This window comes from Aliidongia dinghuensis (assembly GCF_014643535.1).
Classification (GTDB): domain Bacteria; phylum Pseudomonadota; class Alphaproteobacteria; order ATCC43930; family CGMCC-115725; genus Aliidongia; species Aliidongia dinghuensis.
Genome location: NZ_BMJQ01000026.1, coordinates 1 through 16,548, shown reverse-complemented (window position 1 = coordinate 16,548; position 16,548 = coordinate 1). Strand labels below are relative to the sequence as shown.

Sequence of the window (16,548 nt, the reverse complement as noted above, 5' to 3'; positions counted from 1 at the left end):
TCAGCCGAACGGCCTTCGATCAGGCGCCGGGATCAGGCACCGGGATCAGGCGCCGGTCTTGCCGACGCAGCTGCCCGAGCCGCCGGCCGAGATCGCCGTGCCCGAACCGGTCGTCAGCAACGTGTCGAGGTTGCTGGCGAAGGCGAGCGGCACCGGCGAGAAGCCGTTGGCGCCGAGGATCTTCGTCAGCTGCGAGCGATTGGTCGAGCCGAAGTACCAGGAGAAGAAGCTCTTGGCGTCGCTCGCGGTCGAGGCCGAGGCGTAGCAGGTATAGGCATCGACGAAGGTGAAGCCGGCGACCGGATAGGCCGTCGAGCCGCTCGGATTGGTCGAGCCGGCCGGCTGGCCCCAATCGGTCGCGGTATCGTCGGTCGAGGCCGGCGCCGTGCTGCTGGCGAGCGCCGCACCGGTCGCGGCGATCGAAACCGGCTGGTAATTGCCCGAGCTGTTCTGCAGGTTGGCCGTGACCGGGCCCGACGGATCGCCGCCGGCGAGCACAGTCGTGCCCGAGGTCACCTGCTTCACGTAGTCGGGGCTGACGTAGGCGAGCGTCGAGGCATTCGCCTTGACCGCCGCCTCGATGCCGCCGCTGCCCGACGCTTCGCTGTAGCCGCTCGGGTTGCCGGCCCGCAGCTGGGCGAACAGCGGGTTGGTGTTGGCGACACCGCCGACGTCGCCGCCGGTGCCGGGCGTGCCGGTATAAGAATAGGGCGTGCTGCTGCACACCGCCGCCAGATGGGCCGTAAAGATGGCCGAGGTGCCGCTGCCGTCCGCGCGGACGACCACCTTGATCGGCGTCGAGGTCGAGACCAGCGCCACGCCGTTGTTGTCGGCCGTCAGCGAGGCGTCGTTCCAGTTGATGATGTGGCCGGTGAAGATGCCGCACAGGCTCTTGGCCGACAGGCGCAGCGGCGCGCTGCCGCCGGTCGGGGTCGTGACGTTCGAGGCATAGTGCAGGCCGCTGGCCGGCGGGTTGAACGGAATGGCGATGCCGGTCACGAACATCGGGACCTGCTTGGCATGGCCGAACTTGGCCTGGTCGTTGGTGTTGTAGGTCGAGTATTCCGTCGAGGTCAGCTGCGCGTCGCTGCCCGCGAAGTTCAGCTTGGGATAGGGATAGGCCGGGAAATCTTTCGAGGTGTAGGGCACCGTGTTGCTGGAGGCCGGGGTGCCGAGCTTCGTCGGATCGTCAGCCAGGTAGGCGGTCTTGCCGGCGCCGCTGCCGACCGGGGCGTAGAGGAATTCCTGCGTCGTGGAACCCGGACCCCTCGTGGTGCAGGTCGTGGGCACGCCGACGACCGGCTTGCCGTAGCAGTCGAACACCTGGCGATAGACCTTCGCGGCCAGCGTGCCGCCGCCGCCGTAGATCGGGTCGAGCGCGAGCGCCGAACCCGGCGCCGCGATCACCGCGGCCATCATGGTGGTAGAAAGCAGATAGGTCTTGAGCATGCTGAACTCCCTTGAGAGGTGAATTTTTCGCGACGGGCAAAAGATTTGCCTCGACGCAAGGAGCACGTCAGCCTCTGCAGAATATCGAGTTCCGCATCAAAAAATAAGCGCAACAAACCCCACAGTCTCTCAAATGATTATCCAAGAGACCGCGCAATCTCGGAACAACAATCCAGAGATTGTTTACGAGATCAGCGTATTAACCATAGTATGATTAATCAGTCACTTTGATGACTCTTTCATAGTTTTTCACACGATTCGGTTTTATTGAAACTCCTCACGGAATTTTCTTGATTTATCGAAACGGCATTCCTGCCACGAAGCGGCACCATTTACTGGTTTCGATCTGGCGTCATTCTTGCCGACGCGAGCCGTCGGCTGCGGCAGCACACGCCCGGACAGCAAGCGGTCGACGCTCAATCCGGTCCTCTGGCGCCTTCGCCGGATGATGATTGCGCGCCGGATCTGCGCCGTTGATCGGCCAGCGCCTGAACCCGGTCGCGCATCTGATCGCGGCTGAGTTCGCCGACGCCGACGACCTGGACGGCATCGCGCGGGTCCGGCGCCGTCGGGCGAGCATCGCTCGACTGGCGGCGCCGGTCGGCCGGCGCCGGGTTCTTATCCTGGGGGCTGGCACCGCCATAGCCGATCACCTCGACCGTGATGATCGAGGGCAGCTCGGTGTTGACGGCCGGCTGGCGCGTGCGCTGCGCGGTCTCTTCGGCCGCCGCGACGGCCGCGCCGGCCGTGTTCGAGGCGGCGGCCAAGAGCCCGGTGTTCGGCGCCACCGTCGTCGGCAGGCCGACGGTGGTGCCGGCCGCCTGGATGTTGTCGGCATTCAGCACCTGGAGCGCCAGCACGGTCACGTTGCCCGACGCGTGGATGCCGGCGTCGCCGGCATCGACATCGCCGTGGGGCGCCAGGAGGTAGATGTTGCCGCGCGGGCTGCCCGGCACGGTCACGAGCGTGCCGATGCCCGATCCCGTGACCGTGCCCGACGGGTTGATGCTGGCGACCAACCCGCCGTCATAGAGCACGGTCAGGGGCGGGTTGAAGCTGGCGGTCTTCTTGCCGCGGCCCGCATCGATATTGCCGTTGGCCGAATAGATCGTCTCGTCGCCGCCCTGCTCGGTGAAGACGCGGCTGTTGTTGACCGTGAAATTGCCGTCGAGGAAGACGTTGATCGACCCGCCGCGCGCGGTGAAGATGCCCTGGTAATTGGGCGGCAAGGTCGGATCGAGCGTCAGGCTGCCGAGCAGCGCGTTGCCGCCGGGACCCAGAATATTGATCGAGCTGCCGAATTCGGTCCGCACGACGGAATTCAGCATGCGCAGGTTGCCCGTCGTCTGACGCTGCGGCGCGGCGGCGCTCTGATCGGTGTAGCCGTCGGCGGGCGGGAACAGCGTGTCGATCGCGGCGAAGGCGCGGGCAGGATTGCTGATGACCGCGCTGTTCGGGTCGGGCGCGATCGAGCGTAGTTCGGCGAAGAAGACCTGCTCGATCAGCGGCAATTGATCGGCCGGCGACAGGGCGAGGAATGCGGTATAGGCCTCGGCCGGCGTCAGATCGGTCGAGCCCGCCGTCCCTCCCTCGGCGGCGAGTTCCGCGGCACGCGTGTCCATATAGGCGACGAGCGCGGCAGCGGCGTACCCGCCCGGCTGGCCCACACCCAGCGCCGGATCGAGATAGCGGTTGGCGAAAGCCGTCTGGTCGAGGCCCGGGCCGACGCCATAGAGCAGGTTGATCTGGGCGCTCGCCTTCGGCAGCCAGGGATTGATCAGGTTGCCGACTGCCTGGACGCCCTCGGGCCCGGACGAGGAGCTTGGCGACAGGTTGATCGAGCGCCCGGCGATCAGGTCGAACTGGCCCGGCCCGCCGATGGTGAAACTGGTCGCAGCCGCGCCTGCGATACTAGGAGTGCTGAACGAGAAGAGCTGATAGAGCGCGCCCGGCGTGTAGCTGATGTCCTGGCCGGCGCGGATCAGCGTGGTATCGAGCGGGCTGACATTCTGGCCGCTGTAGGTCAGGCCGTAGATGCTCCGGCCCGCCCAGATGACGGCCGCCTTGGGCAGGATCAGGCTGTTTACTTTATTAGAGGGATTGAAGGCTTCGCCTAGACCGTTGAGGTTGGCTATCTGCACCGGATCGTTCGGGTTGCCCGCGCCGACGGCGATATCGCCGTTGAGTGCCACGATATAGGCCGGTGTCGTGTCGCCGGCATGGAGCGGCACCGGCCCGTCATGGAGCAGGTAATTGTTCGCCCCATCGACGGGGGCGGTCGGGTAGGTGCCGTCCCCCACCCCCTGGGTCAGCAGGTTGGCGAAATGATAGAGCTGGGGTTGGACCTCATCGAAAAGAGCCCGCGAGGAGGGATGCAGCGGGGTGCCGAGCAGATCCGGGTTGATATCGAGCATCTGGACCGTGCCCTCGAACTGCACCGCGTCCGAGGCCAAGAGATCGAGCGTGCCGGTCGGCGAGGGCGCCAGAGTCCAGTTGCCGGTGAGCTGGATCGTGCCGCGCGGGCTCACGAGATCGACGGTTGGCGGGGCATAGGACCCGAACTCACTCGTCAAATCGCCGGCAGCCGTGACCATGGTCAGCTGATCGTTGAGGCCATAGAGCGACATCTGCGTTAGAGCGCCAACGTTAGGGAGAGCCCCGCCCCCAATCCCATTTATACCCTGCGCCGCCTGGAAGACCTGGGCAATGTCGATGCCGTTGCGTGCCGTCACCAGCGCCGAGGCGTCGCCGAGGCCGATGGCCAAGCCGGTGGCCGCTAGGCCGCTGGCCTGGATCCCTTGGGGCGTCGCGGTGCTGGTCACGGCGTCGCCCGCCGAGATCCGGGCGAGCCCGTTGTCGACGTAGGCCACGCCGCCGGCGATGTTGCCGCCGGCCGCCACGGTAAGATTGCCGCTGCCATAGCGGGTCATCACCGTCGGAGCGCCGGCGCTGAGGCCGCCGGTCACGCGAAACGGCGAGACGACATAGAGGAACGCGTCATTGACGTTCCCGCCGGCGCTCAAGGAAATGCTGCCGCCGCCGATCGCCGCGATACCGGCGCCCGTGGCCGGCGCGACGGGGCCGCCGAAAGTGTAGAGGTTCCCGGCATTGCCGAGCGCCGCGAAATCGACGAATTCCGCGGACTGACTGGTTGCGGAGCCGAAGCTGCTGGGGTCCGAACCGAAGAGGCCGTCGACGGACGGATTGCTGGTCGAGGAGCCGTCGAAGCCCAGCCAGGGGACATTGTTGGCGGTGTTGGCGGCGTAGCTCGACCAGGCCAGATAATAGCCGGTCAGGCCCGGAGCGGTCTGCACGACCCCCGGCTGGTTGAAGTCGCCCCGCGCCTTGATGGTGATGTCGCCGCTGCCGGTCGGAATGGCGAGCGTCGGATCACTGCCGGCGCCGAATAGCCCGTAGGTGCTGATAGCGTTATACTCCGATCCGTTCGAAAATCCGGCCGGATTGGGCGTATTGACGCCCGCCGTATAGACCTCGGCATAGACGTTCAGCAGCGAGATGGAGCCACCGGCCGCCAGATCGATCGATCCTGTGCCGGTCCGGATCAGCACGCTCGGGTTGCCGAAACTGAGCGACAGGGCATTCGTGTCGCCGATCAGCAGATTGCCCTGGCCGGCCGCGGCAGTGGCCGTCGGGTTGGCGCTCGCCACGGCGGCGCCGCTCGTGAAGCGGTAGGACCAGGAGAGCGGCAACGGGCCGCTGCCGCTCCAGGTCATCAGCGGCGCCCCGGCATCGGTCGCGAGCCCACTGCCGGGGTCCGGCTGGAAGCCGTCGCTGAAGGTCGCGTCGAGCGTGATGTCGCCGACCGCCCGGACCGTCAGCCAGCCGGGCTCGTTGTGGGCGGCGCCAAAGCGCAGGGCCGAGAAGTCGATGGCGAGCGGCGTGGGCGCCCCTGCAATCGGATCGACTTGGTTGAGGTCCTGGAAGGTGATCCCGCCGTTGTTCGCGTTCTTATCGAAATTGTCGAGCTCGAGGCCCGGCTGGACATGCAGGACGCCGAGTGCCGCGAGCTGCGGATAGAGGGCGGCGACCTGCGCCTCGATCCCCGTGGTATCGGTATCCGACATGAAGCCGCCGATGATGCCCGGATTGTTCGGGTCGCCCGGCACGCCCGCCCATGTCGACTGATTGATGACCGCGCCGTTGATCTGCGAGACGTCGACCGTCTTGAACGGCTCGAAAATGACCGCCGTCGGCCCGACCAGGGTCGATTGCAGGATGTTCGACCCGAAGCTTGCGAACGGCGCGCGGAAATGGATCGTGCCGCCGCCCGAGAGCCCGTAGATGCCGGCCCCGCCCGTCACGTCGATCATCGAGCCGGCCTCGAGATCGAGCTGGCCGCTGCCGCTCGTGCCGATCTCGACCAGCCCGGCATGGGCCGTGGCGTTGGACGCGCGGGCGAGCAGTTGGGCCGTGCTGGTCAGGGTAACCCCATCGGCGCCGTAGAGGGCGATATGGCCGCCCCGCGTCCCGGAACTGTCGATCGTGCCGGACACCGTGACCCGGCCGCCCTCTGCATCGAGATCGACCTCTTGGGCGGTCATGCCGACGGAGAGCGCGAGATCGCCGCTGCCGCTCGTCACCGCGATCCGGTTCTTGAAGCCGGCGGTGGCCACCAGGCGCGCGACATCGTCGAGCGCCACCGTGCCCTGGCTGTTGAGCGTGAAGGCGCTGCTGCCGGCACCGGCGTTGCCGCCAGCGGCCGTCACAGTCCCGGCGAGCGAGAGCGTGCTGGCGGCACTGCCGAGCGTGACCGACAGGCTGCCGCCGTCGCCGCGTCCGACGCCGGCCAGGTCGATCAGCCCGCCGCCGGCGAGCGTGATGTTGCCCTGGTCGGCCGCAAGGGTCACGGCGCCCGCCCCGACATCGACGACGGTCGCGACGAAATTCTGCTCGTAGCCGCCGGCCAGGATCTTCGCCGTCGAGCCGAGTGTGAGGTCGCCGGTGCGGGCGCGCAGGTTGACCGCGCCGGCGCGGGCGAAAATCGTGCCCTCGATATCGATCGAGCCGGCATCGACGTCGAGACGCCCGCCGAGCTGGTCCGTGCCGGTCGCGCCGGCGCCCGCCAGGCCGACAAGCTTGAACTGGCCTGAGGTCGCGATCGACTGCTTCGAGGCATTGGCCAGGACCAGCTGCGGCGTCGAGAGCAGCAGGTCGGCGGTCGTGGTGAGCGAACCGGTCGGCACGGTCTGGAGGCCGCCCTTGGTCGTTCCGCCCGTCCCGACCAGGATCTCGGTCCCGGCCGTGAGTGCGACGCTGCCGAACCCGTTTATCACCTTGTCGGTGCCGCCGATCCCGATCTGGTTCGCGTTGACCGCGAGCGCGACGCTGCCCGCCGTCGGCGCGACCGAGGGCGAGGCGCCCAGATCGTTGGTGAAGGTGACGGTGTTGCCGCTGATCTGCACCGTGCCGGCCGCCGCCGGATCGGCGGCCAGCACGGGTGTGTCGAACGTGAAGGCGCCGCTGCCGTTGCCGATCGAGAGGCCCTGGTAGAAGGTGATGGCCTGGGTGCCGCGCAGGATGACCACCTTCGCCTGGGCCAATTGCGCCAAGGTCGCGGGGCCGATATCCGTGCCGGTCACCCCGGCGGGCGCGCCGATATTGATATGGCTGGCCCCCAGATCGATGGCGGTTGCGCCGATCTCGGCCGAATTGTCGATCGTCGCGTCGCCCGCGGCACTCATGAGCAGCGAGGCGCCGCCGTCCAGGACCGCGCCCGCCCCGATGGCGATCAGGTCCTGGGTCGGCGCGGCGGCTTGGCGCGTGACGGTGACGAGACCGGCATTGGACAGGCGGAGGAAGGACGTCGTGCCGGCGACGATCGGGGTCGTGACGGCGGAGGCCGTACCGAGCGCCTCGACCACGCTGCCGGGCGCGATGGTGAGCTGACCGGCCGTCCCGCCCACGGTTCCCGTCACCAGGATCAGCTCCGGATTGGTCAGCGGGTCGGCCGCGGTCGTATCGACCAGCATGCTGGTCGCGGTCGCGGTCAGCTGCTCGCCCGCCGTGGTCGAGGTGCGCGTGCCGCCCAGCAGCAGGCTGTCGACATTGAGATCCCTGAGATCGGCAGGATCGAGCACGAGATAGCCGGCCTGCGGTGCGACGCCGGCTGAGGCCACCTCGATCTGGGCACCGGTGATGTCCGCCTCGCCGCCGCGGCCGCCGGCCCCAGCCTGGAACAGGTTCGTGCCCTGGAGCACGAGGCCGGTCGTGGCACCGAGCGTCAGATGCCCGGCATCGACCGGCAGGCGCGGCGCGACGATATTCGCCGTCGCGGCCAAATTCGCGAAGTAGCTGTTTCCGGACGTGCTGTTGATCTGCGAGTATTGCCGCCAGGCCGTTCCCGACATGATGCTGTAGGCTTGCGTGCGCGACGACTGGATCGCCGTTCCCGCGATGCCGGTGGTCGCCGCCACGGTATAGCCGCCGTCCGGCATCCGCACCGCCGTCCCGGCCGAAAAATCGGTGGTGCCGCTGCGCAGCTCGACCCGGAACGCGCCGGCCAGGTTCGCGTAATCGCCCGGATAAAGCGTGTAGGTGCCGGCCGGCAGACCGGGGATGTTGCCGAGCGTCGTGATCGTCTGGCCGTGCGTGGCCTCGGCCTTGCCGCCGGTAAGATCGAGATCGACCGGCGCCACATTGGGCTGAGCGCCGGGCAGGATGGCATAAACCGTCGCGTTGGCATTGCCAGTCAGGCTCGTCCGCAGCACGTTCTGCGATCCGCCGAGGCCGGGGACGAATTCCGGCGCGACCACGTCGCCGCCGCCCGACAGATCGAGCGTCGCCCCCGCCGCCTCGGTGATGCGGGTGCCGTTGATGTAGACCTGCTGCTCGGGCAGGCTGGTGATCGGCACCGAGGCATTGCCGCCGCTGGGCGCGATCCCGCCGTTGCTGCCGTAGTAATACCAGTCGGTCTGGGCGACCGTATGGCCGTAGGGCACCACCCCCCCGTCGAGCGAGGTCGAGGTGACGCTGTCGGGCAGCAGGTCGATCTTATTGGCGGCGACATCCGTTCCGAGAGTGCTCACATAGGCGGCGGCCGGCCCGAGAATGATCGTGCCGAGCGGGGCGCGCAGCACGCCGCCCTGCTCGATCGTGGCCGCATCCAGCACCAGCGTGCCCCCCGCCGACAGCGGCACCGGCGCCGCAGCGCCGGTGCGGGCGACCGTGATCGTCCCGGTGGCGCCGGTCGACCGGACGAGACCGGTGACGCCGGTCGCTGGGTAGATCTGCGCCGCCGCCAGGGTGACATCGCCGCCGACGATCAGGCCGGCGAGGTTGGTCGTTCCCTGCGGCACGAAGCGGATGTCGCCCGTGCTGGCCAGATCGACAGTCGTGAAACCCTGCGTCGCGGTGAAGCCGGCGAGATCGATGGTTCCTGCCGCGATGTTGAGCGTGACGGCGGATGGCGCTGCGAGAGCGCTTGCCGAATTGAGTCCACTCACGCCGGCGATGGAGAGATAGGGTGCGCTGAGCGTCACGGCGCCGTTGAGCGTCCCGGCCGGAATGGCCGCGGCCGGATCGACGGTGCCGCTCGGCAGCCAGGCGATGTTGGCCGCCTGGATGTCGAGCTCGCGGCCGAGCGCGAGCGTCGGCGAGCCGCTGAAAGCGACCGTCCCGGACCCGGCGAGGTTCGTGGCCGTCAGTGTCACCCAGTCCACGCCGCCGCCGACCAGCGTCTGAGCCGGCAGCACGAAGCCGGTTGAAACTGTCGCCGGCATCTGCCCCGGCTGCGCATCGGCCGGCAGCACGGAGCCACCGTCGGTGACGATGACCGCGGCCGAGCTCACGGTAACATGGCCGCCGGCATTGGTCGGCGTGCCGCCGGCCGCCGCGATCGTGCCCTCGAACGCGCCGTAGCCGGCATTGGCGTCGGCAGTATCATTGAGGCCGGTGGTTTCCAGCGACGAGGCCGCGGCGATCGTCACCGCGCCGGCGTCGCTGCCGACCGTCGTCGCCGCATACCGGCCACCGCCCAATCCGGTGGTCGTCCCCGATAGAAGATCGACGATCCCCGTCCCGCCCGAGACATTCACGGTGACGCCGGCCGGCACCTCGAGCGCGGTCGCGCTGAACGTGACGGTGCCGCCCGGCTGCACCGTGCCGGCCTGGATCTGTCGGCCCTGCACGACGACGGACCCCACGGGATCGGCGACGAAAGCACCGGACACGTCGATCACGCTGCCCGGGCGGACGAACAGTGTCGCCTCCGGCGACAGCTCGATAGCGGCCGCTTGGTCGGACAGCCGCACCACAAGATGCTGCTCCGACAGGCTGACCGCGCCGCCCGGTGCCACGATCCGGCCGCCGAAGGTCAATTGGCCGACGGCCGAAAGCGAGATCGCGGCGCCGGGATCGGCCAGGATCTGCACGCCGTCGGCCACCAGCGCCCGATCGAGCGCCACGCTGCCAGTGGCGGACGTCTCGCCGATATCGAACGCGGTCCAGCCGAGACCGGCCAGCGAGAAATTGACCGGGCGCCGCTGATCCCCGGTGCGCTGCCCCAGAGTCGCCGCGGCGGCGATGCTGCTGGCGCTCGCGGCATTCGCGTTCGGGATCAGTTGCTTCTGGGTGAGGTCGATGACCGAGCCGCTGTCGACGGTCGCGGTGAAATCGCCCGTCAGGCTGTAGCTGCCGAAGCCGGCGTTCTCGAGAAAGCCGATCGGCACGGTGATGTCGCCGCCGGTGCCGCCCAACGTTCCCGTGCCGACCCGGATCGACGGCGCTGTGAGCGTGAAGCTGCCACCGCCCTGAAAGCCCGCATCCCGAATGGTTGCGCCGATGGCGATGCTGTCGTCGAGAAAACCCCGGCGCTGCGGCGCCGGCAGGCCGGCCGTGTCGGGCGTGGACGGCAGCTGGCCCGGCGAGCCCTGCTGCGTGCCATGCAACACGATCGACAGGTTGCCGCCCCGCCCGAGCGGCACGCCGGTCGAATCGACGCTGAGCGTGCCGTTCGTCGCGACATGCCCGCCGCCGGTGAGATCGATCAGGCTGCCCTGGGCCAGCGTCACGCTGGCCACATCGGGGACGAAGTCGGCGTTGGGGTTTTGCAAATTCGCCGGCTGATCGGCGATCGACACCGTGCCGCCGTTGACATCGCTGGTCCCGAGCGCATTCGTGGCACCCGCGTCGTTGACCCAGAGGCCGCTCACGTCCAGGACCGCGCCGGCGTCGAGCGTGAAGCCGACCCGGGGCGGCTGCGCGGTCGGGGTGAGACCCGCAAAGTAGTTCGGCGCGTCCGGCGCGAGACTGATGGCGATCGAGCCGCTATGGGCAGTAATCGTGCCGCCGATCGCGACGATCTGGGCGCTCAAGGACAGCTTGCCGCCGTTCGGCAAGGCGAGTGCAGCGTCCGGCGCGACGGTGATGTTGTCGGCCGCGACCAGGTTGAGCGTCGCCAGGCCCGATGCATTGAGCGCATCGCTCGAGAGCGTGACATGATCGAACTGGCTGGTCGCCAAGGCGTCGCCCGGCGCGAATGCCGCCGGCAACACCTCGGGCGCGGTCTTCGCGATGGTAAGATCCAGGGTCGGCCAGAACCGCTCGTCCGGTGGCGTCGTCGGGGCGGCGGACGGCGACAGGTTGAACGTGCCGCCCTGCGGCTCGCTGCTGGAATAAGGGCCGACGCCGGCGTGCTGGAAGACGCCGACCGTGACGCCGGCCAGGATCGTGCCTTCGACGATCGATGGGCCGGTGACGGTCAAGGCCCCCGCATTGGCGCCCTGATCATAGGCCGCCTGATAGAGGCCCGGACCGCCGTTGATCAGTGCGCTGACATAGGTCTCGCTGACGCCCCAGTGCGCATGATCGACCGTCATGCGCCCGGCAAAGCCGACGATCGGGACGCTGAGATTGGCTGTACCGATATCGTAGATGTGGCCGTCGGCACCGAGCACCCGCGTCGTCGCCAGATTGCCCGCCTGATAGTGCACATAGCCGCCGGAAATGTTGAGGACGGACCCGCTCGAGACGACCGCAGCGCCGTTGAGCTGGATCGAGCCGCCCGGCTGCAGCAATTCGCCGACCGTCCGGCCGTAGGCGTCGACATAGCCGTTGGCATTCAGGAGCGGCGAGCCTTCCCACGTCGAGCCGTCGGCGCGCGTGCCGTGCAACCGGCGATCGAGCACGACGGGCTGGCGATAGAGGAAGGAATTGCGCTGGAGCGGGTCGTCGGCAAGTTCATTCAGTCCGACGCGCGACACCGTGATCAGGTTGCTGGACATCGGTAGCTCGACATCCATCAGGCCCGAGACGTCGAGCGTCGCCCCCGCCTCGATGACCAACCCGGCCGTCACCGTCGCGGGCCGCTGATAGGTCGAGCTGGTGTTGGTCGTATTGTCGGCGATCGGGTCGCCGGCGCTCAGCGTGAGGCTCGCCGACGGCGCCTTGACGAGCGCGCCGCCGTCGATCGTGATCTGGCCAGGGGTCTTGAAAGCCTGGAGCGTGCCGGTGCCGATGACGAGGCTGGCCGGCGTCGTCTGCACGCTGCCATCCTCGGCCTTCATCGTGATGACCGAATTGCGGAACTGTGCCGAGGAGGTCGCATCCGACGGGAGCGTCTTGAGCGTGCCGTCGGCCTGGACCGTCGTGTCGGCCAGGATTTCGACCGTGGCGTTGGCCCCCAGCGTGATCGCGCCGGCGTCGGCCACGGGGAAGTAATAGACAAAGCCGTCCCCGCCAACCAGGCTTTGGTAGGACCAGCTGGGTGTCGCCAGAATGTCGATCGACCCGTTCTGATTGACGGAAGTGGTCAAGGACAGGACGCCGTCGACCGACACGGCTTGGCCGACGAGCGTGATGTTGCCGCGATCCGCACTGATCACGCCCGATGACGTCACCCGACCGGCCCAGGCGAACGGATCGCCCGCGGCAAGGACGACCATGTCGTTGTGGGCGACGGAGATGCCGCTCAGCGTCAAGTTCGGCGAATTATTGCCGAACAGGAATTTATCCGCCGGGAGATCGTCCAGCCCGGTGCGCACGATCGACCCGCGCAGATTGGGATCGTAGCGCGACGGGTCCACACCGTTCTGCGTCAGCAGCGCCTGACTGTTGGAATCGAGCGTGAAATGCCGGGCGGCCACCAGGATCGCCTGCCCGTCCGGCACGAGGATCGATCCTTGGTTCGTCACGTTCGGCCCGGCCAGCACGACGCTTCCCAAGGATTCGTTGCTGCTGCTCAGCGCCGGCGTCGCGATGACCGCGCCCGGCGCCACCGTCACGTCGCCTTCCATGGCGTCCGACAGCAGAGTGAAAGTCGGCGTCAGCGCCGCGGTCCCCGGAGCCGATTGCGCGACCTTGACGCCGTCGATCCCGGATGCGGACCGATCGATGAGATACTGGGCGCTGAAGGTCAGTTCGCTGTTGTTGGCATTGTTGAAATAGGCGTTCCGCTCGCCGAGGTTGCTGGTCGGCAGGCCGATATCGAGCGACGAGGCGATAAGCGCGTGAACGTTAACCTGGGCGCTGCCGCCGAAGATGATGCCGTTCTGGTTGATGACGTAGACTTGCCCGGGCGCATTGATCTTGCCGAGGATCTGCGACGGTGCGGCCTGGACCCGCGCGCCGGTGACGGGATCGGGCGGGCCGGCAAGCACGCGGTTGAGCACGGTCCACTGGCTGTTGCCCTGCTGGTCGAAATCGAGCGTCGTGTTTTTGCCGATGTTGAAGCTCTGCCACGTCAGAAGGGCCTTGGGCGCCGTCTGCCGGACGGTGACGTCGACCGTCCCGTTCGGGGCGGTCACCTGGGTCGGCAGTTGCGCGTTCTGCCAGACGATGCCCTGCGCCTGCAGTGCTGCATCGGTCGTGGCGCCGGGATAGGGGACGAGGCCGCCTGGCGTAAGACCGTCCGGCACGGTCGCCGACGCGCTCAGCGCCAGATTCCGCGCGGCACTCTGGGCCGCCTGCACCGCCTGCAGCGCCTGGGTGGCGCGCGACAGCGCGTTCATGGACTGCTGTGCCATCGCGGTTGCGCTGGCGTTGGCCGCCGCCGCGTCGATGGCAGCGGCGGTCGCCGGTGCGGCCGGGCCGGCCGAAAGAATGTTCCGGGCGCGGGCAGGCGTTTGGGTGCCGAGGAGCGTCATTCCGCTTACCCCGGCCATGAGCACGGCGCGGAGGAGTTCGCTGCGGCGAAACACGGCAACTGGCATCAACGTCTCTCTCGGCTCGACAGCGGCAGGGAGAACCAAAGGATTCGCCCCATCCTAGAGGTTGTGACCTCTATAGATACCTGTCGGCCTCAGAGACCGAAAAATTAGTTAGCGACCTTTCCAAGATTTCGCGAGAGGTCACTCATGTTTCAGAAATATTTCACGAAGATGAATTTATCTCGTCAGCTTAAAAGAACGATGCCGCCCGGAAGCTCCGTGACATTTACATTGAATATTTGATGAAGCTGGGCCGGAACGGCATCGACGTTTGAAATCCGGAATCTTGCGCTGAAGAGCCGGGCGCCAACCTCCGTGTTCAGCAAGATGATCTTGCCGGGGCGATATCGGTTTACCTCTTCGATGGCCTGGGCGACCGGCACGGCATGGAAAATCAAAACGCCGCTTTGCCAGGCATCGACGATCTGCGGATCGATGGCCACCACGTCGCTCGTCTTTCCGCGGCCATAGCGGACCTGCTGACGCGCGGACAGCACCACGACCTTCGACGCATATTCGACCCGCGCCTCGCCGAAGAGGCAGCTGACGGTGACGCGCTCCCCGTCGTAGCGCATGTTGAACTTGCCCTGGGTTGCGAAGACGCGGCCATCGGCCGCGAACATGCCGACCGGCGACGCATTCCGCGGACCGGCGGTGACGCTCGCTTCGCCGGACAACAGTTCGAGGGCGCGGACGCCGTCGATGCGCGGCCCTTCGGACAAGCAGGTTCGCGTATTCATATCCACCGAAACGTCGTCAGCGAGCTCAAGGCGGCGCTGCTCGCCGGTCGCTGTCCGGTAGTCCGCCAGCAAATCCGAGACCGATGGCCAAAGGTCGAGCGGCGGCCTGATGCAGACATAGGCGATACTGGCGGCGCCGGCCGCGAGCAGGCCGCCGAAGACGGCCCGTCTCGACCAGGCCCCGCGAGCGGGCCGTGCCGAACCGGTGGAGGAGGCGATCAGCGCGCTGCGCGCCGCGAGCGCCGCATCGGTCTGCCCCATCGCCTTCCACATCCTCGCCGCCTGGGCAAAAGCCTCGGCATGGGCGGGACTGAGGCCGCACCATCGCTTGAGCCGCTCGAGGTCGGCAGCATTGCCCTTTCCCAAAGCGAAGTGGGCGACCCATTCAAGGGCTTCGCTGAGGAGAGGCTCCGGATGCGCGGCGGCGCCGTCACCCATCTGCCCCTCGCCCGATCCATGTCGCCGCTACCCGACTCATCTGCAAGTCCTTATCTTTCGTGGCGTCAGAGAGATTCTTTTCGAGCCTTCGGACCGAATCTCTGCACGACTTCTCGTCCGAGGTGGAGCGCGCAATGGGCCAGGGCGTGCTTCAACTCGATCTCGACGGTCCGTTGCGAGACGCCGATTTTCTTGGCGATCAGGCGCAACGGAATGCCTTCGACGCGGGAGGCCAGCAGGATTTCGCGTCGTCGAGGCGTCAGGCTGTTCAGGGCGTCGCCCAGCGCCTTGACCTCGAAATGCGCTTCGGCCGCACGGGCAGGGTCCGGCAAATCGTCTGCGACGCCAAGCGCCTCGGTCGCTTCTGTCAATGAGACGTGGCGGCTTTCCGTTTTGAGCCGTCGCCAGGCGAGGTTCAATGCCATGCGCATCAGATAGAGCTTGGGATTACGGACCGGCCCAGCCGGGTCGGCCCGCTCCAACCGCAGATAGGTCTCGTGCAGGACGTCCTCGGCCAATTCCGCCGAGCCAAGTCGGCCGATCAGCCAGCGACGCAGTTCCGCATAGGCAAGAACCAGCGTTTGCCGAAGCCCGCGGTCAAGCGGCGCCCCAAGAGAATTTTCCTGCGAAGCGCCGACGTCCTTGCCGTCCGGCATCGTCACGGTCCCTCGGGGGCAGGATAGGGTGGAGGATTGCAGCGCGTGCGCTCGCCCGGCGCGCGCGAAAATATCACGATGGTTATCGGCTGCGGCATTGCAGGCGGCGGCTGTCCCGTCCAGACGTCCTCGAGCCCGCGAACGATATCGCCCGCCCGGCTGCGGTCCGCCATCTCGCTCGCGAGCTCGACCTGCCGGACCCTTCCATCGGGACCGACCCATAACCGGACGAGCACGTCCTCCGGCGTCGATTGCGCCGCTCGGTTTCGGCACAACGCAGCGCCGACGCTGGCTTGCAGCGCGGTGAAATACGGCGCGTAGGGTGCAAGCGTGGCTGGGGCGGGAGCCGGACGCGGCATTGGAGCGTCCGGCTGCGCGACCCGGACGGTGAAACTGGTGACGTCGGTCCGGAGGGCGACCAGCCCCGTTCCATCAAGCAACGCCCGCAAGGCGGCCTCAGGCGACAACAGCCCCGTGACGCCGCTCGAGCGACGCCCGCGCGACAGGGCGCCGTCGTAAAAGACCTCCATGCCGGTAACGGCACTATAGGCATCGAGCGCAAGGGCAAGCGACTGAGGGGGGATATCGAACTGCCGGCGATCCTCGCGGGTTGCGACGTCGGCCTTTCCAGAAAGCGCGTCCGCAGCCAGGGCGCCCGATACGCCGGCTTCGATCCAGAGAGCGATGGGAACGGCGGCCAGGAAGATCGTGGCGCCATTGAGCCATTCGCCGATCACGGCGCCCGATAGGCCGATCGAACATGGCGCAGTCGCACGCTTCAAGATCCCGATTTCTCGCCGGAATGCACCGCACACATGACGCCTCGACTGAGCCACGCGAAAACAGATCAACCAATTCAATCTACGACAGATTGTATTCAGGGATCATGACACCCACCCGCCCGATCCAGCGGACCCTCCATGACCGTTGCACCCTGCCGAGCCCATCGCCGGCACATGATCGCGCCGATACCGCCCCTGTACCTTTCATCGCGTCGATTGGTTGGTCGTAACGATAGACTGATCGGTACGGGCCGGCCTGCCGGGAGTTACCCTTCGCCCCCTGTGCCTCGAGTACCTTGGGGGGGACATGTGCCCCGGC

5 protein-coding genes are annotated in these 16,548 nt (G+C 67.4%); all 5 read right to left on the bottom strand.

The genetic code is table 11. The annotated features are described in order from the left end of the window. Positions 1-45: 45 nt before the first annotated feature. The 5 genes from IEY58_RS31390 to IEY58_RS31370 all read right to left on the bottom strand — a co-directional run bounded on the left by IEY58_RS31390 (position 46) and on the right by IEY58_RS31370 (position 16,184). On the bottom strand, positions 46-1,449 hold the full coding sequence (locus IEY58_RS31390; RefSeq protein WP_189052136.1) for a substrate-binding domain-containing protein: 1,404 nt from the start codon (positions 1,447-1,449) through the stop codon (positions 46-48). A 416-nt stretch (positions 1,450-1,865) separates the two neighbouring features. After that, positions 1,866-13,550 carry a filamentous haemagglutinin family protein gene (locus tag IEY58_RS31385; RefSeq protein ID WP_189052135.1) on the bottom strand — a complete coding sequence of 3,895 codons (11,685 nt, stop codon included), beginning with the start codon at positions 13,548-13,550 and terminating at the stop codon, positions 1,866-1,868. A gap of 248 nt (positions 13,551-13,798) precedes the next feature. Next, entirely contained in the window at positions 13,799-14,791 is a 993-nt protein-coding gene (locus tag IEY58_RS31380) for a FecR family protein (protein ID WP_189052134.1), read from the bottom strand. A gap of 65 nt (positions 14,792-14,856) precedes the next feature. After that, entirely contained in the window at positions 14,857-15,447 is a 591-nt protein-coding gene (locus IEY58_RS31375; RefSeq protein WP_189052133.1) for an RNA polymerase sigma factor, read from the bottom strand. A gap of 2 nt (positions 15,448-15,449) precedes the next feature. Beyond that, positions 15,450-16,184, bottom strand: coding sequence for an STN domain-containing protein (locus IEY58_RS31370; protein ID WP_189052132.1), 735 nt, complete (start codon positions 16,182-16,184; stop codon positions 15,450-15,452). Between the last annotated feature and the right edge of the window lie 364 nt (positions 16,185-16,548).